The sequence below is a fragment of the Rhizobium sp. BK060 genome, assembly GCF_014193145.1.
Classification (GTDB): domain Bacteria; phylum Pseudomonadota; class Alphaproteobacteria; order Rhizobiales; family Rhizobiaceae; genus Rhizobium.
The window spans coordinates 22405-48515 of the sequence record NZ_JACHYW010000002.1 but is presented as its reverse complement, the minus strand read 5'-3'; the positions used below and the strand labels follow the sequence as shown (position 1 = coordinate 48515).

The window sequence follows — 26111 nt, the reverse complement described above, 5'->3', positions numbered from 1 at the left end:
ATTTTGTAAGAGACTCTCAAATGCCGGCCTCGACCGGCGTGCCGAATTGGAGGAATTCGAACAATGCCAGTCTACAAGGCCCCGGTTAACGACACGCTCTTCGTGCTGAACGACGTGCTCGGCCTGGAACGCTACAACAATCTCCCGGGGTTTGCCGATGCGACGCCTGACATGATCGAGGCGATTCTCGGCGAGGCTGCGAAGATTGCCGAAGAAGTGCTCTTCCCGCTGAACTATTCCGGCGACCAGGAAGGCTGCGTCCGCCGCGAAGACGGTTCCGTCTCCGTGCCCAAAGGCTTCAAGGAAGGCTACGACGCCTACTGCCAGGGCGGCTGGACGGGACTTGCGGTCCCCGAGGAATTCGGCGGCCAGGGCCTCCCCTATACGTTGCACGCCGCCGTCGGTGAATATACGTCGGCCGCCAACATGTCGCTGATGATGTATCCGGGGCTGACCCAGGGCGCGATCGCCGCAATTGTCGTCCACGGCTCGGACGAGCAAAAGCAGACCTATCTGCCGAAGATGGTCTCCGGCGAATGGTCCGGCACCATGAACCTTACCGAGCCGCATTGCGGGACCGATCTCGGCCTCCTGCGCACCAAGGCCGTGCCTCAAGGTGACGGCAGCTACAAGATCTCGGGCCAGAAGATCTTCATCTCCGCCGGCGAGCACGACATGACCGGCAACATCGTGCATCTGGTGCTGGCGCGCATCGAAGGCGCGCCTGATGGCACCAAGGGCATTTCGCTGTTCATCGTGCCGAAGCATCTCGTCAAATCGGATGGCACACCGGGCGAGCGCAATCAGGTCTCCTGCGGCGCGATCGAGCACAAGATGGGCATTCATGGCAACGCCACCTGTGTCATGAACTATGACGAGGCGACCGGTTTCCTCATCGGCGCGGAGAACAAGGGCCTCAACGCCATGTTCGTGATGATGAACGAAGCCCGCCTCGGCGTCGGTCTACAGGGTCTGGCGATCGCCGAAATCGCCTATCAGAACGCCGTCAACTATGCCCGCGAGCGCATCCAGGGCCGCTCGCTCTCCGGCCCGAAGGCGCCTGATAAAAAGGCTGACCCGATCATCGTGCATCCCGACATTCGCCGTTCGCTGATGACGATCCGCGCCTTCAACGAGGCAGGCCGCGCCTTCCTGCTCTGGACGGCGCTGAAATCCGACATCGCCCACCGCTCGGCGGACGAGAAGGAGCGCCAGACTGCCGATGACATTCTGGGTCTCGTCACCCCGATCCTCAAGGGCGTCCTGACCGACAAGGGCTTCGACCACGCCGTCATGGCCCAGCAGGTGTTCGGCGGCCACGGCTACATCGAAGAGCACGGCATGAGCCAGTATGTGCGCGATGCCCGCATCGCCATGATCTACGAAGGCGCCAACGGCATCCAGGCGCTCGATCTGGTGGGCCGTAAGCTCGGCCTGAACGGCGGCCGCGCCGTCATGGCGCTCTTCAAGGAGATCGGCGATTTCTGTGAAGAGAACCGCGACGACGAGAAGATGACGTTCTTCACCAAGAACCTGAAGAAGGGGTTGAACGACGTGCAGTCGGCGACCATGTGGTTCATGCAGCACGCCATGGCCAAGCCCGACAATGCCGGCGCGGGCTCGACCGACTACATGCACCTCTTCGGTCTCGTCGTCCTTGGCTATATGTGGGCGAAGATGGCAAAGGCTGCCGAGGATGGCCTTGCAAGCGGCGACGACGCCCGCGAAAGCTACCTTCGCAACAAGCTCGTCACGGCCCGTTTCTTCATGGAGCGGATCATGCCGGAAACGGCGCTGCGCAAGGCCCGCATCGAGACCGGCGCAGAAACGATGATGACCTTGGCCGCCGAGGCTTTTTGAGTTCAACGGCGCCCGACGCCGATAGGGAGATGAGACAATGACCAAGGTTTTCATTTACGACCACGTGCGCACGCCACGCGGCCGCGGCAAAAAGGACGGTTCGCTGCACGAGGTGCCGTCGGTGCGCCTTGCCGCCAAGACGCTGGAAGCGATCCGAGACCGCAATGGACTCGATACAGCAACGGTCGACGACATTATCATGGGCTGCGTCGATCCTGTCATGGAAGCCGGCGCGGTCATCCCGCGCGGGGCGGCCTTCGAGGCCGGCTACTCGACCAAGGCGCCTGGCATGCAGATATCCCGCTTCTGCGCTTCCGGCCTCGACGCCGTGAACTTCGGCGCGGCGAAGATCGCGCAAGGCGCCGATGACATCGTCATTGCAGGCGGCGTCGAAAGCATGTCGCGCGTCGGTCTCGGCATGTCGGGCGGCGCCTGGTTCATGGACCCGTCGGTGAACTTCCCGGCCTACTTCATGCCGCAGGGCGTCTCGGCCGACCTGATTGCCACCAAATACGGCTTCTCGCGCGACGACGTCGACGCTTACGCGGTCGAAAGCCAGAAGCGGGCGGCAAACGCCTGGGAGAAGGGCTACTTCAAGAATTCCGTCATCCCGGTCAAGGACCAGAACGGCCTGACGATCCTTGCCCATGACGAGCACATGCGTCCCGGCACCGACATGCAGGCGCTGGCAAGCCTGAACCCCTCCTTCCAGATGCCCGGCGAGATGGGTGGCTTCGAAGCCGTCGCGATCCAGGCCCATCCGGAGATCGAGCGCCTCAATTACGTCCACCACGCCGGCAACTCCTCTGGCATCGTCGACGGCGCGGCCGCCGTGCTGCTCGGCTCCAAGGCCGGAGGCGAAAGCATGGGCGTGAAGCCCCGTGGCCGCATCAAAGCCTTCGCCAATATCGGCTCCGACCCGGCGCTGATGCTGACCGGCCCGGTCGACGTCACCGAAAAGCTTCTGAAGCGCACGGGCATGACGCTTGCCGACATCGATCTCTTCGAACTCAACGAGGCCTTCGCCGCCGTCGTGCTGCGCTACTGCCAAGCCTTCGAGATCCCGCACGACAAGATCAACGTCAACGGCGGCGCGATCGCCATGGGCCACCCGCTCGGCGCCACCGGCGCGATGATCCTGGGCACGGTGCTGGACGAACTGGAGCGCCGCGACCTGAACACCGCGCTCGTCACGCTCTGCATCGGCGCCGGCATGGGCACCGCGACCATCATCGAACGCGTCTAAGGGAGAGAGACGATGACCTACAAGAATTTCACCGTCGAAACTGACGCAGACGGCATTGCCCTTGTCACCTGGGATATGCCTGGCAAATCCATGAACGTCTTCACCGAGGAGGTGATGGACGAGATGGACGCCATCGTTGATGCGGTCGTCGCCGACAGCGCTGTCAAGGGCGCGGTCATCACCTCCGGCAAATCGAGCTTCTCAGGCGGCGCGGACCTCTCGATGATCAAGTCGATGTTCTCGCTCTACCAGCACGAGAAGGCCGCCAACCCCGATGGCGCCGCGCAGAAACTCTTCGATCTCGTCGGCCGCATGACCGGCCTCTTCCGCAAGATCGAAACCTCGGGCAAGCCGTGGGTCTCGGCGATCAATGGCACCTGCATGGGCGGCGCCTTCGAGATGTCGCTCGCCTGCCATGGCCGCGTCGCCTCCAATGCCAAGTCGGTGAAGATCGCCCTGCCCGAGGTCAAGGTCGGCATCTTCCCGGGCGCTGGCGGTACGCAGCGCGTCTCGCGCCTGGCGGACGCCCAGTCGGCCCTGCAGATGATGACGACAGGCCAGTCGCTGACGGCAGCGCGCGCCAAGGCGATGAACCTCGTCCATCAGGTGGTCGAGCCGGATCAGCTGATCCCGTCCGCGAAACAGATGATCAAGGATGGCTTGAAGCCGGTCGCCCCCTGGGACGAAAAGGGCTTCAAGGCGCCAGGCGGCGGCATCTGGACGCCGGCCGCGGCCCAGCTCTGGCCGGCAGCTCCGGCTATCCTGCGCCGCGAGACATCAGGCAACTATCCGGCAGCACTCGCCATCCTGAAATGCGTCTATGAAGGCCTGCAGGTGCCCTTCGACACCGGTCTTAAGATCGAGCAGCGCTATTTCACCGAGATCCTGCAGACCAACGAAGCCTTCTCGATGATCCGTTCGCTCTTCATCTCCATGCAGGAGCTCGGCAAAGGGGCCCGCCGCCCCGCCGGTGTTGCAAAGACGGAGCTGAAGAAGGTGGGTGTCGTCGGCGCCGGTTTCATGGGAGCCTCGATCGCCTATGTGACCGCCGCCGCCGGCATCCCCGTCACCCTTATCGACCGCGACATGGAAGCGGCGACCAAGGGCAAGGGTGTCGGTGAAGGCCTGGTAAGGGATGCAATCGGTAAGGGACGCCTTACGCAGGACGAGGGCGCGGCGCTGCTGGCGCGCGTCGTCCCCTCCGCAGACTATGCCGATCTGAAGGATGCCGATCTCGTCATCGAAGCCGTCTTCGAGGATCGCGAGGTCAAGAAGGCCGTAATCGAGGCCGTCGAGGCAGTGCTGCCGGAAGGCGCCATCTTTGCCTCCAACACTTCGACGCTGCCGATCACCGGCCTTGCCAAGAACTCCAAGCGTCCGCTCGATTTCATCGGCGTGCATTTCTTCTCGCCGGTCGAGAAGATGATGCTGACGGAAGTGATCCTCGGCAAGCAGACCGGCGACAAGGCGCTCGCCGTTGCGCTCGATTACGTCGCCGCCATCAAGAAGACGCCTATCGTCGTCAACGACACGCGCGGCTTCTTCGTCAACCGCTGCGTCTTCCGCTACATTCACGAAGCCTACGACATGCTGATCGAGGGCGTCCCGCCCGTCATGATCGAGAATGCCGCCAAGATGGCCGGCATGCCGGTCGGTCCGCTGTCGCTGAACGACGAGGTCGCGATCGATCTCTCGCAGAAGATCCTCAAGGCCACCGCTGCCGATCTCGGCGAGGCCGCCGTCGATCCGAAGCACATGGCACTGGTCAACAAGATGGTCGACGAACTCGATCGCCGCGGCCGCAAGAACGGCAAGGGCTTCTACGACTATCCGGCGAAACCGGCCAAGAAGTCGCTTTGGCCGGAGCTGAGGACTTTCTACCCGCAGAAGAAGGCGGAAGAGGTCGATGTCGACGTGCTGAAGCAGCGTTTCCTCGTCACCATCGCGCTGGAAGCAGCGCGCACCATCGAGGAAGACATCGTCACCGATCCGCGCGAAGCCGACGTCGGCTCCATCCTCGGTTTCGGCTTCGCCCCCTACACCGGTGGCGTGCTCTCCTACATCGACGGCATGGGCGTGAAGGCCTTCGTGGAACTTTGCGAGAAACTTGCGGCAACTTACGGCGCACACTTCAAGCCGACGGCGCTGCTGAAGGACATGGCCGCCAAGGGCGAGACCTTCTACGGCCGCTTCGACCCTTATGCGAAGGAGAAGGAGGCGGCGTGAGCTGCCTCTCCCTGTGCGATCGCTATTTTTGATTGCAGCGCCACAGAACGACACGCCAGGCTAATTTTCGACACGATCCCAGCCAAAGCTCCCTTCGCCAAACGACGACCGAGGCGCAATGTCTGGTATCCTGACCGCGATCATACTGGCAACGGTTTCGGCGAAAGTGCCGTCTGGCTTTTCCAATGGCGATGTTCTTCTCTCTGATTGCAGAGGCTCGCGCCAGCGGCTGGATGGACAAGTGGAACAGGGACGATTACTTGGCCCGCCGTAACTTCGTGGATGCCGTTCCCACATCGAAAGCGATGATGAACTCCGCTTATTTTGCCAACTCCGTCGGTGCGAATTTCTGTATTCCGGTTGGGACCACGGCCGCAGCCATAAGCGACATGCTGTGCACATTCCTTGAGGAGAACCCGGGTGTCCGCGATGCCGCGGGCGACGACCTGATGATGACGCTGGTCGAAGGCAAGTACCGCTGCCCTTTGCCATAGGCGCGCTTAGGACGCCGGCAAACGCCAATCGTTCCGCCCGATCATGCGCCAATGCTTCAGCCGTAGGGGTGATAGAAGCGGTTAAGTCAGTCCGCAGCCGGAACCGGGCAACTCATGTCGCCTTCCTCGCATTTAGATAGGCCTTCAGCTCTTTGGTGCGCGATTGGGTCAGCCCATCCAGGCACGTCGAATAGACCATTGGATAGACGCTGCCTCCTGCCACGCGGGAACTGGAAGACGTGCACTCGGCGTCTCGGAAGGCGACCCAGCTTCGCTGTGCCGAGACAGCCAGTTCCAGTCGGATTGCGACAGGACCTAAACTGTTGCACGGTCGCAAATCACTCTTTGGCGATAGACGCAGCGATCTTCTCCGCCTCGAGCCCGATTTCCCGGAGCAGGCCGGTCGGTACGGCGGTGAAGCCGCAAAAGTAGAGGCCGTCATTTGCCGGATGAAGCTCGCCGCGGGCGGGGCCGTCGGCGCCGCCAAATCTCCCTTCGAAATCGGGCAGAAGCGCATCGAGCCCCGCCCGGTAGCCGGTCGCCAGGACGATCGCGTCGAACATGCCGGATCGGCCGTCCGCGAAATGCACACGCCGCTCCTCGGATTTCGTCACTGCGGGGAACACCTTGATATCCCCCGACCGGATGCGCTCGATCGTTCCGATGTTGATCAGAGGTATGCGGCCCCTTTCGACGATGCCGGTCAGTGGTCCCCGTTTTGCCCTTTCCAGTCCGAATTTCCCGAGGTCGCCGAACCGCAGGCGCAGGATCGGCGCATTCACCGCATCGACCAGGCGATAGGGAAGGAACCGCTGGGCTATGGCGATGCTGGCGCTCGTCAGTCCGAACAGTTCAAGCGGCACGACATTGATCGGGCCGCGAACGGACATCCCGACATCAAGGCCGGCCTCGGCGCATTCAAGGGCGATCTCGCCGGCCGAATTGCCGAAGCCGACGACGAGGACGCGCTCAGCCGCAAGCGCCGCGGCATTCCTGAACTCCGAGGAATGGAGAAGCTTGCCCGCAAACAGCTCCTGTCCTTCCCAGGTCGGCCTTATCGGCGCGTTTGCGAGCCCGGTCGCGACAATGACGTTGCTCGCCTGGAATGTCCCCTCGGAACTCTCCACGGTCCACGCCTTGTCCTTGCGGATCGTCGTCGCGCGCACGCCAAACCTGACCTCGATGTCGTTCGAAGAGCTATAGGTTTCGAGATACTCGATAACCTGCAGCCGCGACGGATACTTTGGGAACCGCCGCGGCATCGGCATTCCCGGCAGGGCCGAGTGCATCTTGTGAGTATGCAGCCGAAGGCGATCATAGTGGCGGTGCCAGGCGGCGGCGAGCGTATCGCCCTTCTCAAGCACGACAAACGAGCGTCCACGCGCATGCAGCGCCACGGCGCAAGCCAATCCTGCCGGTCCGGCGCCGATGATGATCGTCTCTGCATCCGTCATAGAGGTCTCGAAGCAGCCAGAAGTCTACGTAACTACACAGTGGATTAGCCGCGCCGGGCCGCCTCAATCGCCGCGACGTCGATCTTCCTCATGGTCATCATCGCATCGAAAGCGCGCTTTGCTTGCTCCCCGCCTGCCGCAAGCGCTTCCATCAGCACCCGCGGCGTGATCTGCCAGGACACACCCCATCGGTCTTTGCACCAGCCACACTCACTCTCCTGGCCGCCATTGCTGACAATAGCGTTCCAGTAGCGGTCGGTTTCTTCCTGATCGTCAGTTGCGATCTGAAATGAGAAGGCTTCGTTGTGTTTGAACGTGGAACCGCCGTTCAAGCCGATACAAGGAATACCCGCGACAGTGAATTCAACAACCAACACGTCTCCTTGCTTACCGTCCGGATAGTCCCCCGGTGCACGAATGACGGCACCCACGGCGCTGTCGGGAAAGGTTTCAGCGTAGAAGCGGGCAGCAGCCTCAGCGTCTTTGTCGTACCACAGGCAGATCGTGTTCTTTGCCATTGCGCGGGTCCCTTTGCTCTTCATTTCCCATCTCCTCCCTGAAGTAAGGAGCAAACCGTCTTTCTCCACCCCATGTAAGCCATTTCACGCGGAGCCAACTGCCGAGCATAGAAAAGACCTATCCGCAAAAACCGTTAAAGCCGCGCATCACCGCTAGCGTGGTTGGCGCGAGAAAACATGGCGGCAAGCCCGCGTGGAAACGCATGGCAAGCGGCCTGTTCCTGAAGAGACTTCTTGCCCTGCCCCTGGCCGAGGTGCTTGCCGTTGTCGAAGCCATGAACTGGGAGGAAGGGCTTGTCGGCGATCAGGAAAAGGCGTGGCCGGGCGACTGCGTGATGACCCAGCTTGCGGCTAGCGAATGCGGTCGCGCCCGGGCATGCCGCGGCAGACTGACGGCGGCGCAGATGCAGCCCGAGGCGCTATCACCGCTATTTCCCACCTTGCACGCGAGCCGACGAGGACGGAACGACGCCCTCCGGAGGCGGCACGGCGCCAGCCGGAACTCAGGCCACGGCTCAGCGCCTTTCCTGGCCTGCTGGCCGCACCGAAATGCTGACGTTGAAGGTGGCCGCCCCGGCGAACCCGAGCACCCCGGGGCGAGGCGCTAGCAGGGGCCGGCCACCGGCATTCGTTGTGGTGTCGTCAGCTGCGCAGGCCGGGCGCTTCCTGGCCGGTGCGGGCAACGTATTCGGTGTAGCCACCGCCATATTGGTGGATACCATCGGGCTTCAGTTCCAGCACGCGGTTGGAAAGGGCTGCGAGGAAATGCCGGTCGTGCGAGACGAACAGCATGGTGCCCTCGTATTGCGACAGCGCCTTGATCAGCATTTCCTTGGTGTCGAGATCCAGATGGTTCGTCGGCTCGTCCAGCACCAGCAGGTTCGGTGGATCGAAGAGCATCTTGGCCATCACGAGCCGGGCTTTCTCGCCACCCGACAAAACCCTGCACTTCTTCTCTACGTCGTCACCGGAGAAACCGAAGCATCCCGCGAGCGCTCTCAGCGGTGCCTGCCCAGCTTGGGGGAAAGAATCCTCCAGCCATTCCAGCACCGTTCGATCTCCGTCGAGCAGATCCATGGCGTGCTGGGCGAAGTAGCCCATCTTGACGCTGGCGCCGAGGGCGACGCTGCCCTGATCCGGTTCGGTGGAACCCGCCACCAGCTTCAAAAGAGTCGACTTGCCGGCGCCGTTGATGCCCATGATGCACCAACGCTCCTTGCGGCGGACCATGAAGTCCAGGCCTTCATAGATGGTGCGGCTGCCGTACTTCTTGTGGACGTTCTTCAGGTTGATCACGTCTTCGCCGGACCGTGGTGCCGGCAGGAAGTCAAAGGCGACTGTCTGGCGGCGCTTCGGCGGCTCGACACGGTCGATCTTCTCCAGCTTCTTGACGCGGCTCTGCACCTGCGATGCATGCGAGGCGCGCGCCTTGAAACGCTCGATGAACTTGATTTCCTTGGCCAGCATTGCCTGCTGGCGCTCGAACTGCGCCTGCTGCTGTTTCTCGTTCTGCGCCCGCTGCTGCTCGTAGAAGCCGTAATCACCGGAGTAGCTGTTCAACGAGCCGGCGTCGATCTCGATGATCTTGCCGACGATGCGGTTCATGAACTCGCGATCGTGCGAGGTCATCAAAAGCGCACCGTCGTAGGTCTTCAGGAATTCTTCCAGCCAGATCAGGCTCTCGAGGTCCAGGTGGTTGCTCGGTTCGTCGAGCAGCATGACGTCAGGGCGCATGAGGAGAATGCGGGCGAGCGCCACGCGCATTTTCCAGCCGCCCGACAGCGCGCCGACGTCGCCGTCCATCATTTCCTGGGTGAAGCTGAGACCAGCCAGCACTTCGCGCGCACGGCCCTCGAGCGCATAGCCGTCCAACTCCTCGTAGCGCGCCTGGACTTCGCCGTAACGCTCGATGATCCGGTCCATCTCGTCGAGCTTGTCCGGATCGATCATTTCCGCTTCGAGCGCGCGCAGTTCAGCCGCGACGACACTGACGGGCCCGGCGCCTTCCATGACCTCGGCCACGGCGCTGCGGCCAGCCATCTCGCCGACATCCTGATTGAAATAGCCGATCGTCACGCCCTTTTCGGCGGAGACCTGGCCTTCGTCAGGCTGTTCCTGCCCGGTGATCATACGAAAGAGCGTCGTCTTGCCGGCACCGTTCGGGCCGACGAGACCGATCTTCTCGCCTTTGTTGAGGGCTGCGGAGGCCTCGATAAAGAGGATCCGGTGACTGTTCTGCTTGCTGATATTCTCGATACGAATCATGTCTGCGTGGAGTCCGAAAGCGTTGCTGTGCCCCTCCGTCATGCGTGCTGGGGCCTTTTGCGGCTCTCGCTAGCACGTTCAGAACGTCATGGCCAATCCCGGGCCATACAAAGAGTTCGATGCATCCGGAAAGCGCCCTGACAACGATGCATGAAGGGTGCTCAATCGACGGGGCGCAACATCAACGGGCCTGAGAACTTTTCCACAATGTCCCTCAGCCTCTTGATAAGGAGATCCACGATCATTTATGCGTTAGCGGCGCGCCGGCAGGCGTTTCGTATGTCAGGGATTGTCACATCATGGAAATTTTCACATCTGCCGGCTTGCTGGCGCTTCTGCAGGTCATCCTCATCGACCTCGTGCTTGCCGGCGACAACGCCGTTGTCATCGGCCTCGCCGCGGCGGGGCTGCCGACTGACCAGCGCAAGAAGGCGATCCTCGTCGGTATTCTTGCCGCCACTGTACTGCGTATTGCGCTTGCCAGCGTCACGGTCCAGCTTCTCGAGATCATCGGCCTGCTGCTTGCCGGTGGTATTCTCCTGCTCTGGGTCTGCTGGAAGATGTGGCGCGACCTGCGCAACGGCAGCGGCAGTGACGCGGAAGGAGCCGAAGGCGGCGCGGCGCCAAAGAAGACCTTCTACCAGGCGGCCAGCCAGATCGTGATCGCCGACGTGTCTATGTCGCTCGACAACGTCCTCGCCGTCGCCGGAGCGGCCCGCGAGCATCCGACGGTCCTTGTGATCGGCCTGATCCTGTCGATCGCCATGATGGGCATCGCGGCGAACTTCATCGCGCGCCTGCTCAACCGCTACCACTGGATCGCGTACCTCGGTCTGGCCATCATCGTCTACGTGGCGCTGAGCATGATCTATCGCGGCTCGCTCGAGGTCTGGCCGCATCTCGCCCCGGTCGCCCGGGCCGCTTTGGGCTAAGCCCATCCATGACAGGCATGCCGGGCCATCCGGTATGCAACGCCCCAACTCAGGGGCCGTTCACGAGTTGCAAGATGAGGCGGCGGATATTGCCGCCCTCGCTCATCTCGGCCTTGTCGAAGTCGCGGCCGCGCTGTCGCTGCAGCGCGGAGAGTTCACCGAGCCGCTTCGTCAGCTCGACCCGGATCTTGCGGCAGTCGGGGTCATTGTCGGCGGACAGCCCGACGCTCATCGCCTCGATATCCCTGACCATTTCCTTGATGTAGTCCCCATGCACCCGCTCATGCGTTTCGATGCCGGCAACGAAGGTGGCCCAGCTTGCCTGAGTGGCCATAGGAAGTTTTGTGGTGGGCTTCGGCAGCGTATAGGTGATGATCAGCTTCGGCCGCGCCACCGCCAGGACGCAGGCATCGCCACGGCGCTCGTATTTTCTCGTCCAGGTCAGCTTGAACGTCGTATGCGCCACCGCGCGACTGCCGCCAAGCTCGGGAGCGTGCTCGCCGATCGAATCGTAGAGCGCTGCGCCGGAGCTGCCGGTCACCGCATAGGTCTGCACCTGTTCAACCGGCTGCCATTCCGCCTTTGCCGCAAAGGGCTGCAGGACCCAAGCAGCCAACAAGCAACGAACCAATCCTGCCTTCACGCGAATCCCCCAGATCATGCCGTGTCGACCCTAGTCGGCGGGTGCGTCGCATTCAACCGCGACGGCTCGAGCATAACGATGGATCCTGTGAGGCTCGCCCTCTAACGGTCTGCCATAAAACCCAAAAAAAGCCTGAATATTCGAGAGTGATCACGCTATCGGGCGGATTGCACGTCGCGTATCGAAATCCTCTGGCAACGATTTCACCGTATGATGCGCCATTCGAACGGGATGTAAGAACGCCTGCCTGTGGGGGCAGTTCATAGATCGGGGTCTGCTGTGACAATCTATCTGCCTATCGCAGAATTGTCGGTGAACATCTTCATCATTCTCGGTATGGGGGCGGCCGTCGGCTTTCTCTCCGGAATGTTCGGTGTCGGCGGCGGCTTCCTGATCACGCCGCTCCTGATCTTCTATAACATTCCGCCGGTCGTTGCCGTCGCCACCGGCGCCAACCAGGTCGTCGCCTCCTCCATCTCGGGCGCCATCACACACTTCCGGCGTGGAACGCTCGATGTGAAGCTTGGAACCGTGCTACTCGTTGGCGGCCTCTCCGGCGCGACCGTCGGCATCTGGATCTTTTCGCTGCTCAGACAGATCGGCCAGCTCGATCTCATCATCTCGCTGCTCTACGTCATCTTCCTCGGCACGGTCGGCGGGCTCATGCTGCTCGAGAGCGTCAATGCCATGCGTCGCGCGGCAAAGAACGTGCCACCAACGCCGCGACGCCCCGGCCATCACCATTGGGTGCACAAGCTGCCCCTCAAGATGCGGTTCAAGAAATCGAAGATCTTTCTGAGCGTGATCCCTGTCGTCACGCTCGGCTTCGGCATCGGCATCCTGACGTCGGTCATGGGCGTCGGCGGCGGCTTCATCATGGTGCCGGCGATGATCTATCTCCTGCGCATCCCGACCAATGTGGTCGTCGGTACGTCGCTGTTCCAGATCATTTTCGTGACCGCCTATACGACGGTCGTGCAGGCCGCCACCAACTTCTCGGTCGATATCGTGCTCGCCTTTATCCTGATGATTGCCGGCGTGATCGGCGCCCAGTATGGCGTGCGCGTTGGACAAAAGCTGCGTGGCGAGCAGCTGCGTGCGCTGCTCGGGCTTCTCGTGCTCGCCGTCGGCCTCCGCCTTGCCGTTGCGCTGGTCGTAACGCCAGCGGATGTCTACTCCGTGGTCATGGGAGCGAATTGATGCACCGCTTCCTCGCCGCTCTGCTATTTTGCGCCACGACGCTGCCTGCTATCGCGACCGCGCAAATGCTGCTCCCGGGCCAAGCCACGCAGGCGACCGCCGAAGGGCTTGAAATCGGCACGTCCACCAGCGAAATCGCCATCACTTCGGATTTTCGCGGCGCAGACCTGACGATCTTTGGAGCCGTGACCAACACCGACAGCCTGCTTTTGGCGATCGGCCAGTATGATGTGGTCGTCGTTCTTGAGGGCCCGCGCGAAGACGCGACCGTGCGCCGGAAGGAGCGGGTGTTCGGCATCTGGGTCAATACGCGGTCGATGACCTTCGAAGCGGTGCCGCACTCCTATTCGATGTCGAGCTCGCGCATGCTTGACGACATCACCACGCCGCTTGACCTCACGGACAGGGGGATCGGCATCGATCACATTCCGCTGACGCCGGTCGGCTTCGTCGGCAATGCCAGCAATCTCGGCGAATTCCGGCAAGCCTTTCGCCGGCTGCAGGAAAGCGGCGGCCTCTACGATCGCGATCCAAGCGGCGTGCGTTTCGTCAGCTCCAGCCTTTTCAAGGCAAGCCTGCGGTTGCCGGCAAATATTCCGAACGGCGTGCATACCGTACGCGCCTATCTCTTCAAGAGTGGCAGCTTCCTCACCGAGAAGTCGGTTCCGCTGCGCGTTATCAAGACAGGGATCGAGCAGATGATTACGGACGCGGCGCATGCGCAGCCGATCGCCTATGGCCTGCTCTCCGTCTTCCTCGCGCTCATCACAGGCTGGGGTGCCAGCGTGGTGTTTCGCAAGGACTGATCAGGCCGATTTCGCCTTTCGGGCGACAAGATCGAGATAGGCTTGGGTCAGGCGTGCGAGTACGGACGGCGTTTCCGGAGGCAACTTCTTGCCGAGATGTTTGGCGCGCAACTCGTCCATGAATTCCTCCCAGAGCTTTTCACCTCCGGTCTCCAGAAGCTCGGCGCGAATGGAGAGCTCCTCTGAAACCGGAAGATATCTGCGGCCCCAGGCCCCCATATGGGCGAAGATCGGCACCAGCTGGATCGCCATTTCAGTCAGACTGTAGATTGCCTTTTGCTTGTGCGTCGGATCGTCCGCACGCGTCAGCAATCCCCTGTCGACCAAGCGGCGCAGGCGGTCGGCCAGAATGTTCGAGGCAATCCGCTCCTCCGAATTCTGCAGCAGCTCGCGGAAGTGGCGCCGACTGCCGAACATGATGTCGCGGATGACGATCAGGCTCCAGCGATCGCCGAGCACCTCCAGCGTCAGATTGATCGGGCAGCCGGAGCGGTGAGCATCGTCCATAAGGTTCTCCCAAAAACTGCTTGCATTTTGCCATCAGTCAATCTAGCTTTCAACCGATTGTTAATCGCAACCAGTTTCGAGGAGGACGAGAGATGAGAAAGCTTATCGTTTGGAATCTGATGACGCTTGATGGCTATTTCGAAGGCACGAAACCGTGGGATATCGACTTCCACAATCTTGCCTGGGGTCCGGAGCTGGAGCGCTATGCCGAGCAGTTTGGCGAGGAAGGCGACCTGCTCGTCTTCGGCCGCAAGACATATGAAGGTATGGCCGCCTATTGGCCGACAGCCGATAGCGAGGAGAAAATCAAGGCATACATGAACGGCATCGCCAAGATTGCCGTATCGAGGACGATGACGGCGGCCGACTGGAACAACACGCGCGTCGTCAGCGACCCTGTCGCAGAACTGAAGAAGCTGAAGAGTGAAGCGGGCAAGACGATCTTCATCTTCGGCAGTGCCAAGCTCGCGGATTCGCTCCTGAAGGAGGGGCTGGTGGATGAGATCCGCATCTGCCTTGTCCCCGTTATCCTCGGCGGCGGCAATCCGCATTTCAAGCCGGCCAGCCAGCAGCTTCCACTGAAACTGCTCGATAGCACGACGACCAAGAGGGGCGCGGTGATCCTGCGCTATGAACCGGTCAGGGCGTGACCGTCGATGGCTGCGGCAATTCCGCAGCCATACCAGGCTTGATCATTCCTTCGGCAGCTCGCCTCGTCGCTCGAGTGCCGTCTTGCGGATGGTCTCGGCAATCTCCGGACTGCTGCTCGACAGCATCTGAAAGTCCACGGCATAGAGCGACAGCAGCGACACTTCGGTTGCAGCGCTGACCGTCGCTGAGCGCGGTTCGCCACTGATCAATGCCATCTCGCCGAAAAAGCTTCCGGCACTAAGTTCCACCGGATGGTCGGGTGTCGCCACGCTTACCCGCCCCTCGACGATGAAGAACATCTGATCGCCAACATCGCCCTTGCGGCAGATCACTGCACCCGCGGGCACGATACGCGGCCGCAGCGCCCGCACGATTTCGATCAGCGCTGCCGAACCAAGCTTCTTAAACAGGGGTACCGCCGCGACCAGCTGCCAGTTGCGAACGAAGTCCTGGCGACGGACCTCTTCGTAGAAACCAGTGGCGAGGATGCCGGCCCAAAGCGCAAAAATACCGATGCCGCTCATCATCACCAATCCAGCCAATATCCGGCCTGCCAGGCTTTGCGGGATCTCGTCGCCATAGCCGGTCGTCGACAGCGTCACGACCGCCCACCACATCGCCTGCGGAATGCTGCCGAACCTATCCGGCTGGACATCGCGCTCTATGACATATCCGGCCAGCGCCGCGCCGAAGAGAACGATGCCGAAGACCGACGTCACGCCAAGCAGATTGCGGGATTCGTTTGCAACCACCTTTGCCATTAGCCTGAAGAAGGTCGAATCCCGCAGCGGCTTGAGAAGCCAGATGGCGCAATACAGGCTTCGATCGCGCGAGGCGACGAATAGGAAGGCCGCCATGGGGACGAAAACAGCAAGCAGGTCGATCACGAGGGCGGCGTTCCCACCCGATACGCGACTGCGACGCCGCGCAAAAAGCGTGCCGCTCAGTTGCAGGACATAGACGACCCAGATTGCAGCGAGCGCGGCTTCGACCCCGAGCCTGCTCTCTGCAGCGAGATCGGGCGTCGTGAGCACGGCCACCGCCAGAAGCCCAATCGCAGTCAGCAGCGCATTGAACGACGAAGAGATCTTCGAGAAAGGCAGTGCCGACATTCAATACCCCACGAACCGCTGGCACTCTTAGAATAAATGCCCTGCGGCCAAGCGCAACGGGGAGCGCTCGCCCCGCGGAAAAGACACGACACGCGCTGGCACGCAACTCACATTCGACTAAAAACCCCTCGTTAATATTTACGAGTTAGTAATCTCTCGGTAACGAGAGGTTCCCTGTAATGCGTATCCGTGCCCTCCCCGCCCTCGTGCTGCTGGCACTTGTAGCCGGCTGCGCCACGGCTCCCCGACAGACCCGAAACATCTGCGCCGTCTTCGAGCAGCGCGACGGGATGTTCACGAGCTGGCAGCGCGCAGCAGAAAAGACGGAGCGTAAATATGGTGTTCCGGTTCCGATCCTGATGGCGACGATGTATACCGAATCCGGCTTCCAGCCATATGCGCGACCGCCGCGCACCAAGCTGTTCGGCTTCATTCCATGGACACGGCCATCGACGGCCTACGGCTATTCGCAAGCACTTGACGGCACATGGGACCACTATCAATCGGCTACAGGAAGCTGGGCTGCCCGCCGCACCAACTTCGCCGACGCGATTGACTTCATCGGCTGGTATCACTCGCAAAACAGCCAGGTGACCGGCATCCCTCAGAACGATGCCTACGGCCTGTACCTCGCCTATTATTCCGGCCCGAAAGGCTACATGCGCGGCGACTGGCGCTCGAATGCGCAACTGCAGAAGACGGCGCAACGCTTTGCCAACATGGCGGCCACGTATCAGCGGCAATTGCAGGAGTGCAATTGATCGCTTCGAAGGAAACGAAGAAACCTAGTAAAAATGATATACAACGCCAAGGAGCGAAACAAAATTGGGGTGATCGGCATACAGCGGCAGTATTGTTTGACAATACATTCGCCGCCATGGGATTCTTTCCGAAATAGAATCGGGAGAATAAATGGCGGCGGAGCGCTACTTATACGATTACAGCTCGCATCGGGCCGTCATGTATGAGGTTGGCGAATATCTTTATCCGCTCTCCGGCAACAAGGCAGAGCACTGGATCTCAGGCGACTATATTTTCTCCATGAAAACCCAGGCCATTTCGTTCTGGATCCTGGGAAAAGATGTCTATGGCCATGTCGGCCAGGGCGAACTGACGCGCCAGCCCCTCTACTATTTCGGTGACTAAAGCGACGATGGTTGGAGCGACCCGTGCCGCCTAGGGGCTCACCCCACGAGGTTGCCAAACCTGACGGAGTAGATCCGGTCGCGGCCGAGAAGGTGGGCAATCAGCGAGGTCTGATCGAACAGCCCTTTCATCGCCTTGTGGCGAAGGTCGAGGCCGCCGGTCATGATGCCGAAGGCGGGCATCAGCAAGCGGGCACCGTCGGTGGCGAAACACGGGCGGCGGACCGATTTCTCGCGGCGCCGGACGGTCGCGGCGGGATGCAGGTGTCCGGCGATCTCGCCGTTCTGAAGCCCGCTTTTCGGCTCGTGGCGGAAGGTGAGGCCGCCGTAATGCATTTCATCGGCGGACGTGCCCGGCAAATCGACGGTGCCGTCGGGATCATGGTTGCCGTTGATCCAAATCCATTCGCGGCCGCGCGCCATTTTTGATATCAGGCTGCGGAACGCCTGGGGCAGATGCGCCGAGCCGACGCGGTCGTGGAAATTGTCGCCGAGCGACACGACCAGCTTCGGATCGTAGCGGCTGATGACGGCAGAGAGAACCGTCAGCGTCGCCAGCGTGTCATAGGGCGGAAGCAGCATCCCGCGACGGGCAAAGGCCGCGCCCTTCTCGAGGTGCAGGTCGGAAACGACGAGGATGCCAGCATCGGGCATATAGAGCGCGCCGAGCGGATCACAAACCGCAGCAACGCCATGCACGGATGTCTCGACGCCCGGTAGCGCTGCCAGTCCGTTCAGTTCGCACGCGAGCGCCAGGCGGTTCATCACGTCTCGTATCTTTCCAGTGTGTGGGCGGCGCTTCTCGGCGTCGCCCACTCGTCCTTATGTTTGATTGCTTGTGTTTGGATCCTCGGGCTTGACCCGAGGATCCAACACAAGCAGCTCATGCTTCTCCTCAAGCGGAGGAGGATCCCAGTGCCTCAGCGATCAGGTCGTCGGCGGCTTCCGCCAGAACCGCGTCGTGCGCCTCGCCATGCACCGGTTCCTTGCCGATCTCCAGCATGACGGGCACCGCCAGCGGCGAGATATGGTCGAGCGCACGATGCGTGATGTGGCCCTTGATTCGCCTCAGCATATCGCCAAGCCGAGAAATATCCAAAAGGCCGCTCGCCGCATCATACCGCGTCGCCTGCAGCAGAATGTGATCCGGCTCGTGGGTTCTCAGCACATCGTAGATCAGATCGGCCGAGACCGTCACCTGCCGTCCGGTCTTTTCCTTTCCCGGGTGACGGCGCTCGATCAAGCCTGCAATCACGGCGCAATTGCGGAAGGTGCGCTTCAAGAGGAAAGATTCGGCGAGCCAGCTCTCAAGATCGTCGCCCAGCATGTCTTCGTCGAAGAGGTCGCCGAGGCTGAGCCGGCCGTTGCGGATCATCACCCCCATATCCTCGAAGCCCCATATGCCGAGCGAATAGTCGGTTGCAACGAAGCCGAGAGGCTTGGCGCCGGCCCGCTCGAGCCGCCGCGTCAGCAGCATGCCGAGCGTCTGGTGCGCCAGCCGCCCCTCGAAGGGGTAGATGACCATGTAGCATCGGCTGCCGCGCGGGAACGTCTCGATCAGCAACTCGTCGCGCTTCGGCAGTATCGACTTTTCCTGCTGGATCGCCAGCCAGTCGCGCACCTGGTCCGGCAGGCGGCGCCAACGGTCCGGGTCGGCGATCATCGAGCGCACCTGGTCCGCCAGATAGGTGGAAAGCGGAAACTTGCCGCCGGCATAGGACGGGATCTTCGGATCCATCGAGAAGGCCTGCGAGGCGAGCGCCTCGTTCTCGCGGATGCCCTCGAAGCGGAGCACCTTGCCGGCGAAGATGAAGGTGTCGCCGGGCGAGAGCTGCTCGAGGAAGTATTCCTCGACCTTGCCCAGCGTCGCGCCGCCGCGGCCGAGCCTACCGCCTTCGCCACGCTTGACCATGCGCAGATTGAGCATCGGGCTTTCGACGATCGTGCCGAGGTTCAGCCGGTATTGCTGGGCGACCTGCGGATTGGAAACACGCCAGCGGCCTTCCTTCGTCTTGCGGATGCGGGCATAGCGCTCATAGGTGCGCAGCGCATAGCCGCCAGTCGCGACGAAATCGACCACGCGCTCGAAGGTCTCCCAGGAAAGATCGGCGTATGGCGAAGCGCTCTTGATCTCATCGTAGAGTTCCAGCATGTCGAACGGCTCGGCGCAGGCCATGCCGAGCACATGCTGCGCGAGTGCGTCAAGCGCGCCCTTGCCGACCGGCGGCGTGTCCTGCGCGCCGATATAGTTCGCGTCGAGCGCGGCCTGGCACTCCATCACCTCGAAGCGATTGGCGGGAACGAGGATCGCCTTCGAGGGCTCGTCCATGCGGTGGTTGGCGCGGCCGATGCGCTGGGCAAGCCGCGAGGCGCCCTTCGGCGCGCCGACATGGACGACGAGGTCGACATCGCCCCAGTCGATGCCGAGGTCGAGCGTGGAGGTGGCGACGACGGCGCGCAGCCGGTTGGCCGCCATCGCCGCTTCCACCCTTCGCCGCTGGGCGACATCGAGGGAACCGTGATGCAGTGCGATCGGCAGGTTCTCCTCGTTCACCGTCCAGAGCTCCTGAAACAGCATTTCGGCCTGCGACCGGGTGTTGACGAAGAGCAGTGTCGTGCGGTGTTCGAGAAGCTGCCGGTAGACATCGGGGATCGCGTATTTCGCCGAATGGCCCGACCAGGGGATGTGCTCTTCGGTGGAAAGAATTGAAATGTCGGGCTTGGCGCCGCCTTCGACGATCACCAATCCGGCGTGACGGTCCTTGCCTTCCCGCTGCGCGACCAGCCATTTCTGCAGGTCCATCGGCTCGGAGACCGTGGCCGAAAGGCCGATCGTCTGCAGAGCGGGTGCAAGCCGGCGCAGGCGGGCAAGGCCAAGCGAGAGCATGTGGCCGCGCTTGGACGTGACGAGCGAGTGCAGCTCGTCGAAGATGACATATTTCAGGTCCTTGAAGAAGCGCTCCGCCTCGCGATTGGCAAGCAGCAAGGCCACTTGCTCCGGCGTCGTCAGAAGAATATCGGGCGGGTTCAGTTTCTGGCGCTGGCGCTTGGCAACAGGTGTGTCGCCGGTGCGGTTCTCGACCGTCACCGGCAGCCCCATCTCCCCTACCGGCTTCATCAGGTTCCGCTCGATATCGACGGCAAGCGCCTTGAGCGGAGAGATGTAGAGCGTGTGAACGCCGGTGAAGGCGGAACCGGGCGGGATCCTGCCCCGGCGGGTCAGGTCGGTCAGCGAGGGGAGGAAGCCGGCAAGCGTCTTGCCGGCACCGGTTGGCGCGATCAGTAGCGTGCTTCCCCCGGCCTCGGCGCGGGACAGCAACTCCAGCTGATGGGCACGCGGGCACCATCCCTTGTCCGCGAACCAGCGGGTGAAAGGCGGAGGCAGGGCAGCGCGGGCTTCGGAATCGATCTGGTCCACGGCGCTAAAGGTAGTGCACCGACCGCCGAAATAGAATGGCGGATCTAGAGCAGGATGTCGAAAAGTGTAAGTGGTTTGCGGCCGAAATACCCGCTCTATGTCTTTGAAGCAAATCAGGATTCAGATCTCAGACCAGATCATCCCAAGATCATCCTGATCTAGAGGAAGCGATGCGGATGGAAGGGCTTGGGATCGGCGAAGGTGTCGTTGCCTGACATCTGCTCTGCCAGCAGTCGGCCGCTGGCGGGGCCGAGCGTCAAGCCGTGATGGGCGTGGCCGAAATTGAACCAAAGGCCGCGATGGCGTGGCGCCGGACCGATCACCGGCCGCATGTCAGGCAGGCAGGGGCGCAGGCCGAGCCAAGGCGTCGCCTCTACCGGCTCGCCGAGCGGGAACAGCGCGCGCGCATGAGCCTCGTCGCGGCTTAGCTGGATGGTATTTGGCGGCGCATCGGGCGCAGCGAATTCGATGCCTGTCGTCAGCCGGATGCCGCGCGCCATCGGCGCCAGCACGTAGCCGGCCTCCTCGTCGACGACGGAGTGGCCGAGCGGCTGGCCTTCGCGCTGCGCATAGTGGCGGTGGTAGCCGCGCTTGACCGCCAGCGGCAAGGGATAGCCGAGCTTGCGGAAGATCAGGCCGGATTGCGGGCCGAGGGCGACGACAACCTCGCCAGCTTCGATGATCTCGCCTTCGGCCGTGGTGATCGACCAGCCATTCTTCTCTTCCCGCAGTGCGGAGGCATCCGCGCGGACCATCTTGCCGCCGGCCGTCGTAAAGAGGTTCGCATAGGCCGCCGTCAGCGCTTGCGGGTCGGTCACCGTCTTCGGATCAAGCCAGTGCACGCCGCCGGCGATGCGAGTGCTGTTCGCGGCGAAGGCAGGCTCCAGCGCCAGAAACTCGCTTCCATCAAGAATGCGGATCGTCAAACCATGTGCGGAGAGGCTTTCGGCCTCCGCACGAGCAGCCTCGAAGCGGCGAGGACTCTTGAAGAACGACACCCAGCCGCGTTCGCGGATGAGATCTGAAGCGCCGGCACGGCCAATCAGCTTGTCGTGCTCGGAAACGCTGGCCTCGATCAACGGCAGAAGCGCCCGTGTCGCCTTCTCTAGATTGGTCGGCGAGGAATGCCACCAGTAGCGTGCCAGCCATGCGGCTATGCGCGGCAGGAAGGCGGGATCGTAACGGACGTCCGATGAGCCGTTCAGCGCATACTTGGCAATCGCGCCGAGCTGCCGCGGGAAGGCATAGGGAACGACGGAGGAGCGCTCGATAAGCCCGGCATTGCCGTAGCTGGTGCCGCCGCCCGGCTCGCCGCGATCGGCAAGCACGACGGAGCGGCCGCGATCCTGCAAATGAATGGCCGCACTGACGCCGACGATGCCGGCACCGAGAACGAGGATATCTGTTTTCATCGGATGGACTTGGTCAAAGGGCGCGGAGGCTTGCGGCCTCCGCGCGATTGGATCGGCAAGCGATCAGTAGATATCGAAGGGGAAGTACTTCTTGGTGATTTCCTTGTACTTGCCGCTGGCGACGAGCGCGTCGATCGCCTTGTTGAAGCGCTCCTTCAGCTCGGTCTCGCCCTGGCGGATGCCGATACCGGCCTGCGTTTCCGTGCCCGGCACGTCGCCGAGCAGCTTGCAGCAATCCTTGCCGGCCTTGTTCAGCCAGTCGACCACCACGAACTTGTCGGAGATCAGCGCATCCATGCGGCCGTTCTGCAGGTCGGCCACGGCTTCATCCTGCGTCGGGTACATCTTCGCCTCGGCGCCGCCCTTGGCGTAGACGTCGTTGGCGTAGTCGGCCTGCGTGGTCGACCCCTGCGCACCGACGACCTTGCCCTTCATGTCCTCGACGCTGACGCCCTTCAGCGCGCTGTCCTTCGGCACGGCGACCGCGAGCGGCGTCGTGTAGTACTTGTTCGTGAAGTCGATCTGCTTCTTGCGCTCATCAGTAATGCTCATCGACGCGATGATGGCATCATACTTCTTGGCCAGAAGCCCGGGGATGATGCCGTCCCAATCCTGCGCGACGATCGTGCACTTGGCCTTCATCTCCTCGCAGAGCGCATTGGCCATGTCGACGTCGAGACCCTTCAGGCTGCCGTCGGATTCGACGTAGTTGAAGGGAGGATAGGCGCCCTCCGTTGCGATGCGGATCGTATCCTCGGCAGATGCGATGTGCGTCGCTGCAAGCCAGGCAGCGGCCGTCAGGAAAATCGTCTTTCTCATTGCTGTTCCCTTATTGGAATTGTTTTTGCCCAACAACTTCGACTTTAGCGAATCCTTGCCGCTTCACAACCCCAGACGTGTGCAACGCCCTTTCTATTCGATCCCTCGCATATGCCTGCTTGACATCACTGATAATCATGGATACTTTTTATCCACGAATTGAGGGGATGGTGCGATGAAACTGGGTGATGGCGTCGAGCAGGCGATACACAGCGTCGCGATGCTGGCCGGTCTGTCAAAAGGCGGCGTGCTTTCAGCCGCCGCGCTGGCGGAATTCCATGGCGTCTCGACGAGCTATCTTCTGAAGCACCTGCAGGCGCTTTCGGGTGCCGGCATCGTGAGCACGGTTCCCGGGCCGAAAGGCGGATACAGGCTGGCGAAGCCGACGGAAGAGATCAGCCTCCTCGATATCGTCCTCGCGGTCGAAGGGCCGGAGCCGGCGTTCCGTTGCAGCGAGATCCGCCAGCGCGGACCGGACCAGTTGCCGGCGCGCTACTTCACGAAGCCATGCCAGATCAGCGCGGCGATGCTGAGGGCCGAGCGCGTCTACCGCGCCGAACTCGCCAAGACCAGCATCGCCGACATCAGGGCGCAGCTCGCTGCTGATGACGACGGCGGCATTGCCGCCCGCGGCTGCGCCTTCCTTGAAATGAATGAACGCAGAGCGGCTCGCTGAGCCGCCCAACCCAAAAGGAGAATGAGCATGCAAGCACGTTTCAATTTCGCAAAGGCTTCGCCGGACGCTTACAAGGCCGTTGCCGCCCTCGAGCAGTATGTTCAGACATCCGGCCTCGAGCGCCGTTTCATCCATCTGATCAAGCTGCGCGCCTCGCAGATCAACGGCTGCGCCTACTGCGTCGACATGCATGTGAAGGAATCCCGGCACGACGGGCTGAGCGAACAGTGGATCAACCTGATGTGCGTGTGGCGGGAATCGCCGGTCTATGACGCCAAGGAACGCGCCCTCCTCGGCTGGGTCGACGCCGTTACTCGCATCGCCGAAACCGGTGCACCGGACGCCGACTTCGAAGCCCTGAAGACCCACTTCACCGAAGAAGAGATCACCAAGATCACGCTCGCAATCGGCACGATCAATGTGTGGAACCGGCTAGCCGTCGGCTTCCGCTCGCAGCACCCGATCGACAAGCCAGCACAGGCTGCATGACAATCGCGTTTCCCCTCTTCCCGTCCGACGGGGAGATGGAGCGTGTTTAGAGCGCGATATAGCGATCGGCGCGGTGGTTGATCGCCACGAAAAGGTTCAGCACCACCGCGCCGAGAACCGAATAGAAGACCACGGGCGGGGTGGCGACGAAGAAAGCAGCGGCCAGCACGCAGAGGTCGATCGCCATCTGTACGAGGCCGGCGCGGATGCCGAAGCGCTCCTGCACGTAGATGCCGAGAATGCCGACGCCACCGAGACTGGCGCGGTGGCGATAGAGCGCCAGAAGGCCGAACCCCAGCAAAAGACCACCGAGAAGGGCTGCCCAGGCCGGGTGGATGGCGGAAATGGCCATGACCTTCGGCTGCAGGCTGGTCATGAGGGATGTCAGGCCGATGGCAATGAAGGTCTTTACCGTGAAGGCCATACCGAGGCGTGTCCAGGACAGATAGAAGAACGGCAGGTTGAGCAGGAAGAAGGCGAGGCCGAAGTTTACCCCGAAGGCATAGTGGAGCAGGAACGCGATGCCGGCCGTGCTGCCGGTCAGCAGACCCGCGCTGGCCAGCATATAGAGCCCGAGCGCCGCAATGAGGCTGCCTGAGAAAATGCCTTGAACATCTTCGATGAGGGTATGGCGGGTGGCGCTGGTGTTCCAGAAGCCGAGAGCATTGAAAAGTTGTGCCATCGTGATCCCCAAACGGCAAACGAGTCCAGCGCACTTGGAGAGATCAGAGCGGGACAAAAGTGATAATGAATGATGCCGGGCGTTTTCGGGCTCTTGCGAGCGCCCCCGTGCTGCGGCGAATTGCGTAGGATTATCAGGCGATTTTGCACTGCAATCAAGTGAAATACGTAAGTAATGCTGACCTATAATCACTTCGCAAGAATCGTTCCGCTATGCCGCCTTGCGCGTAAGGAACAGAATGCCTGAAATAACGTTTGCGCCATCTTTGCGAATGGCCGTCTTGCTGACGGCGCTGACATCAAGACCATAGCGGGCGCAGAGGGCGCGGACGTAGCTTTCGGAATGGGCGTAGCGCAGCGACGGCGCGAGATGGAAGCCATCTCTCCCGGCGGCATCCTCGACCGAAAAAGCGAAATCGGCGCCCGGTACAACAAGCGCTGAAACAACCTTGAACACGCTCTCGAGATTGCCGAGGTACATCAGCACATCCGCCGCAGTGACGAGGTCGGCACGATGCATCGCGCTTTCGGCAAAGAGACCCGTCGCCTCCGGCACCAGCGACAGGTCGGCCTGTGCCAGGTGATCGTAGACATGCTTGTCGGCCGCCTTGGCAAGCATGTTCTGCGACAGGTCGAAGCCCTCGAGACGCGCAACGCGATCGCGGATCTCCGGTCCCAGCAAGCCAGTGCCGCAACCGAGATCAACGGCGAGCTTATACTGCCTGCCGGTTGTGGCAACGAGTGCCGCAAGCTTGGCCGGGACGCTATAATCCAGTTTTTCCACGAGCGAGGTCTCGAAACGATCCGCATAGTCGTCGAACAGCCGCTCGACATAGCTGCTCGGCGGCTGGTCCGGCGTCTCGACATCGCCAAACAGAGCGAGCTTGAGTTCGGCGCCGAAGATATCGTCCGGACTGACCTCCAAGGTCTGCCGATAGGCTTCGATCGCGCCGACCTTGTCGCCAGCCTTCTCACGGTAACCCGCGAGCCGATACCAGCCGGCCGCCCAGCGCGGCGCAAGCTCCAGCGCCTGCTCCATCAATTCGGCGGCCGCATCCGGCTCGCCGCTTTCGTCGAGCATCTTGGCGTAATCGGCGCGGCGATCGGCGATGACGTCGCCTGAAGTGAGCTGGTTGGGCTGCATGGTGAAGACCTGTTGGGATCGGTCCGCATTTGGCGGCGGCCACAAAAAAACTCAAGTCCTATTTCAAAGGCGGAGGCGCCAGATCTGAAAAAGGCTTGCGAGCGACGATTCGCGCCCGTATTTCAGGGATAAACAGGAGATGGCGCATGTCCGATCAGGTGAACAAGTTTCTCGGCGATTCCGTCGGCCGTACATTGGTCAAGCTTTTGGTCGTATCGCTGATCGTCGGCTTCATCATGGCCGTGTTCGGCTGGGCGCCTCTCGACTTCATCTATGGCTTGCGCAATTTCGTTCTGGAAGTCTGGCATCGCGGCTTCTCCGCTCTTGGACGCGTTGGCGACTATCTGCTGCTCGGCGCAACAGTTGTCATTCCCGTCTTCCTTCTCATCCGTCTCTTCAGCTATCGGCGGTAA

26 protein-coding genes and 1 pseudogene are annotated in these 26111 nt (G+C 61.8%); 14 read left to right on the top strand and 13 right to left on the bottom strand.

Annotated features, from left to right (window positions below):
- Nucleotides 1-63 precede the first annotated feature (63 nt).
- From FHT71_RS02375 to FHT71_RS02360, 4 genes and pseudogenes are all read left to right on the top strand, one after another.
- On the top strand, nt 64-1860 hold the full coding sequence (locus FHT71_RS02375) for an acyl-CoA dehydrogenase C-terminal domain-containing protein (RefSeq protein ID WP_007796360.1): 1797 nt from the start codon (nt 64-66) through the stop codon (nt 1858-1860).
- 37 nt (nt 1861-1897) lie between these two features.
- Nucleotides 1898-3106: an acetyl-CoA C-acetyltransferase gene (locus FHT71_RS02370; RefSeq protein WP_007796359.1), complete on the top strand. Its 1209-nt coding sequence runs from the start codon at nt 1898-1900 to the stop codon at nt 3104-3106.
- Nucleotides 3107-3118: 12 nt separating this feature from the next.
- On the top strand, nt 3119-5332 hold the full coding sequence (locus FHT71_RS02365; protein ID WP_183718827.1) for an FAD-dependent oxidoreductase: 2214 nt from the start codon (nt 3119-3121) through the stop codon (nt 5330-5332).
- Between the two features lie 118 nt (nt 5333-5450).
- Nucleotides 5451-5826, top strand: a pseudogene (locus tag FHT71_RS02360) (hypothetical protein).
- A gap of 112 nt (nt 5827-5938) precedes the next feature.
- Here the strand turns inward: FHT71_RS02360 and FHT71_RS32240 are convergent.
- From FHT71_RS32240 to FHT71_RS02345, 3 genes are read right to left on the bottom strand one after another with little or no spacing between them, the layout of a single operon-like run.
- Nucleotides 5939-6268, bottom strand: a complete 330-nt coding sequence (locus tag FHT71_RS32240; RefSeq protein WP_348632828.1) for a lysozyme inhibitor LprI family protein — start codon at nt 6266-6268, stop codon at nt 5939-5941.
- Nucleotides 6165-7280 carry an NAD(P)/FAD-dependent oxidoreductase gene (locus FHT71_RS02350; RefSeq protein ID WP_183718825.1) on the bottom strand — a complete coding sequence of 372 codons (1116 nt, stop codon included), beginning with the start codon at nt 7278-7280 and terminating at the stop codon, nt 6165-6167. Before FHT71_RS02350 ends, FHT71_RS32240 begins: the two co-directional genes overlap by 104 nt.
- Nucleotides 7281-7324: 44 nt before the next feature.
- A complete protein-coding gene (locus tag FHT71_RS02345; protein ID WP_037083359.1) occupies nt 7325-7798 on the bottom strand; it encodes a VOC family protein in 474 nt (157 codons plus the stop codon).
- A gap of 203 nt (nt 7799-8001) precedes the next feature.
- Here FHT71_RS02345 and FHT71_RS31195 point away from each other — a divergent pair, with 203 nt between their 5' ends.
- Nucleotides 8002-8406 carry a hypothetical protein gene (locus FHT71_RS31195; RefSeq protein ID WP_210294048.1) on the top strand — a complete coding sequence of 135 codons (405 nt, stop codon included), beginning with the start codon at nt 8002-8004 and terminating at the stop codon, nt 8404-8406.
- Between the two features lie 34 nt (nt 8407-8440).
- Here FHT71_RS31195 and abc-f read toward each other — a convergent pair whose 3' ends face one another.
- On the bottom strand, nt 8441-10063 hold the full coding sequence (gene abc-f, locus FHT71_RS02340; RefSeq protein ID WP_037083356.1) for a ribosomal protection-like ABC-F family protein: 1623 nt from the start codon (nt 10061-10063) through the stop codon (nt 8441-8443).
- 299 nt (nt 10064-10362) lie between these two features.
- Between abc-f and FHT71_RS02335 the strand changes: the two genes are divergently transcribed.
- Entirely contained in the window at nt 10363-10995 is a 633-nt protein-coding gene (locus FHT71_RS02335) for a TerC family protein (protein ID WP_007796345.1), read from the top strand.
- A 49-nt stretch (nt 10996-11044) separates the two neighbouring features.
- Here the strand turns inward: FHT71_RS02335 and FHT71_RS02330 are convergent, their stop codons facing one another.
- Nucleotides 11045-11656 (bottom strand): DUF922 domain-containing protein, encoded by a 612-nt coding sequence (locus tag FHT71_RS02330; RefSeq protein ID WP_132592503.1) that lies wholly within the window; start codon nt 11654-11656, stop codon nt 11045-11047.
- A 261-nt stretch (nt 11657-11917) separates the two neighbouring features.
- On the opposite strand from FHT71_RS02330, the gene FHT71_RS02325 reads away from it, so the two are divergent.
- On the top strand, nt 11918-12838 hold the full coding sequence (locus FHT71_RS02325; RefSeq protein ID WP_007796342.1) for a sulfite exporter TauE/SafE family protein: 921 nt from the start codon (nt 11918-11920) through the stop codon (nt 12836-12838).
- Nucleotides 12838-13644, top strand: coding sequence for a TIGR02186 family protein (locus FHT71_RS02320; protein ID WP_007796338.1), 807 nt, complete (start codon nt 12838-12840; stop codon nt 13642-13644). The genes FHT71_RS02325 and FHT71_RS02320 overlap by 1 nt, the downstream gene beginning before the upstream one ends.
- Here the strand turns inward: FHT71_RS02320 and FHT71_RS02315 are convergent, their stop codons facing one another.
- Nucleotides 13645-14151, bottom strand: coding sequence for a helix-turn-helix domain-containing protein (locus FHT71_RS02315; RefSeq protein WP_007796335.1), 507 nt, complete (start codon nt 14149-14151; stop codon nt 13645-13647).
- 92 nt (nt 14152-14243) lie between these two features.
- On the opposite strand from FHT71_RS02315, the gene FHT71_RS02310 reads away from it, so the two are divergent.
- Nucleotides 14244-14801 carry a dihydrofolate reductase family protein gene (locus tag FHT71_RS02310; RefSeq protein WP_132592507.1) on the top strand — a complete coding sequence of 186 codons (558 nt, stop codon included), beginning with the start codon at nt 14244-14246 and terminating at the stop codon, nt 14799-14801.
- A 42-nt stretch (nt 14802-14843) separates the two neighbouring features.
- Here FHT71_RS02310 and FHT71_RS02305 read toward each other — a convergent pair whose 3' ends face one another.
- A complete protein-coding gene (locus FHT71_RS02305; protein WP_183718823.1) occupies nt 14844-15914 on the bottom strand; it encodes a cyclic nucleotide-gated ion channel in 1071 nt (356 codons plus the stop codon).
- A gap of 179 nt (nt 15915-16093) precedes the next feature.
- Between FHT71_RS02305 and FHT71_RS02300 the strand changes: the two genes are divergently transcribed.
- Both FHT71_RS02300 and FHT71_RS02295 read left to right on the top strand, forming a co-directional pair.
- Nucleotides 16094-16675, top strand: coding sequence for a transglycosylase SLT domain-containing protein (locus FHT71_RS02300; protein ID WP_007796329.1), 582 nt, complete (start codon nt 16094-16096; stop codon nt 16673-16675).
- 151 nt (nt 16676-16826) lie between these two features.
- Nucleotides 16827-17060, top strand: a complete 234-nt coding sequence (locus tag FHT71_RS02295; protein WP_132592509.1) for a hypothetical protein — start codon at nt 16827-16829, stop codon at nt 17058-17060.
- 38 nt (nt 17061-17098) lie between these two features.
- Here the strand turns inward: FHT71_RS02295 and pdeM are convergent, their stop codons facing one another.
- The 4 genes from pdeM to FHT71_RS02275 form a co-directional block, all read right to left on the bottom strand.
- Nucleotides 17099-17824 carry a ligase-associated DNA damage response endonuclease PdeM gene (gene pdeM / locus FHT71_RS02290; RefSeq protein WP_007796324.1) on the bottom strand — a complete coding sequence of 242 codons (726 nt, stop codon included), beginning with the start codon at nt 17822-17824 and terminating at the stop codon, nt 17099-17101.
- A 130-nt stretch (nt 17825-17954) separates the two neighbouring features.
- Nucleotides 17955-20477 carry a ligase-associated DNA damage response DEXH box helicase gene (locus FHT71_RS02285; RefSeq protein WP_183718821.1) on the bottom strand — a complete coding sequence of 841 codons (2523 nt, stop codon included), beginning with the start codon at nt 20475-20477 and terminating at the stop codon, nt 17955-17957.
- A gap of 158 nt (nt 20478-20635) precedes the next feature.
- A complete protein-coding gene (locus tag FHT71_RS02280) occupies nt 20636-21889 on the bottom strand; it encodes an FAD-binding oxidoreductase (RefSeq protein ID WP_183718819.1) in 1254 nt (417 codons plus the stop codon).
- A 63-nt stretch (nt 21890-21952) separates the two neighbouring features.
- On the bottom strand, nt 21953-22708 hold the full coding sequence (locus FHT71_RS02275; RefSeq protein ID WP_183718817.1) for an ABC transporter substrate-binding protein: 756 nt from the start codon (nt 22706-22708) through the stop codon (nt 21953-21955).
- Nucleotides 22709-22883: 175 nt separating this feature from the next.
- On the opposite strand from FHT71_RS02275, the gene FHT71_RS02270 reads away from it, so the two are divergent.
- Together FHT71_RS02270 and FHT71_RS02265 are read left to right on the top strand one after the other, a co-directional pair.
- On the top strand, nt 22884-23384 hold the full coding sequence (locus FHT71_RS02270; RefSeq protein ID WP_183718815.1) for an Rrf2 family transcriptional regulator: 501 nt from the start codon (nt 22884-22886) through the stop codon (nt 23382-23384).
- A 27-nt stretch (nt 23385-23411) separates the two neighbouring features.
- Nucleotides 23412-23873: a carboxymuconolactone decarboxylase family protein gene (locus tag FHT71_RS02265; protein WP_007796307.1), complete on the top strand. Its 462-nt coding sequence runs from the start codon at nt 23412-23414 to the stop codon at nt 23871-23873.
- A 46-nt stretch (nt 23874-23919) separates the two neighbouring features.
- Here the strand turns inward: FHT71_RS02265 and FHT71_RS02260 are convergent, their stop codons facing one another.
- Together FHT71_RS02260 and FHT71_RS02255 are read right to left on the bottom strand one after the other, a co-directional pair.
- Nucleotides 23920-24555 carry a YitT family protein gene (locus FHT71_RS02260; RefSeq protein WP_007796304.1) on the bottom strand — a complete coding sequence of 212 codons (636 nt, stop codon included), beginning with the start codon at nt 24553-24555 and terminating at the stop codon, nt 23920-23922.
- Nucleotides 24556-24765: 210 nt separating this feature from the next.
- A complete protein-coding gene (locus FHT71_RS02255; protein ID WP_183718813.1) occupies nt 24766-25698 on the bottom strand; it encodes a methyltransferase in 933 nt (310 codons plus the stop codon).
- Between the two features lie 146 nt (nt 25699-25844).
- Here FHT71_RS02255 and FHT71_RS02250 point away from each other — a divergent pair, with 146 nt between their 5' ends.
- Complete coding sequence (locus tag FHT71_RS02250) at nt 25845-26111, top strand: DUF6460 domain-containing protein (RefSeq protein WP_132592521.1); 267 nt, start codon at nt 25845-25847, stop codon at nt 26109-26111.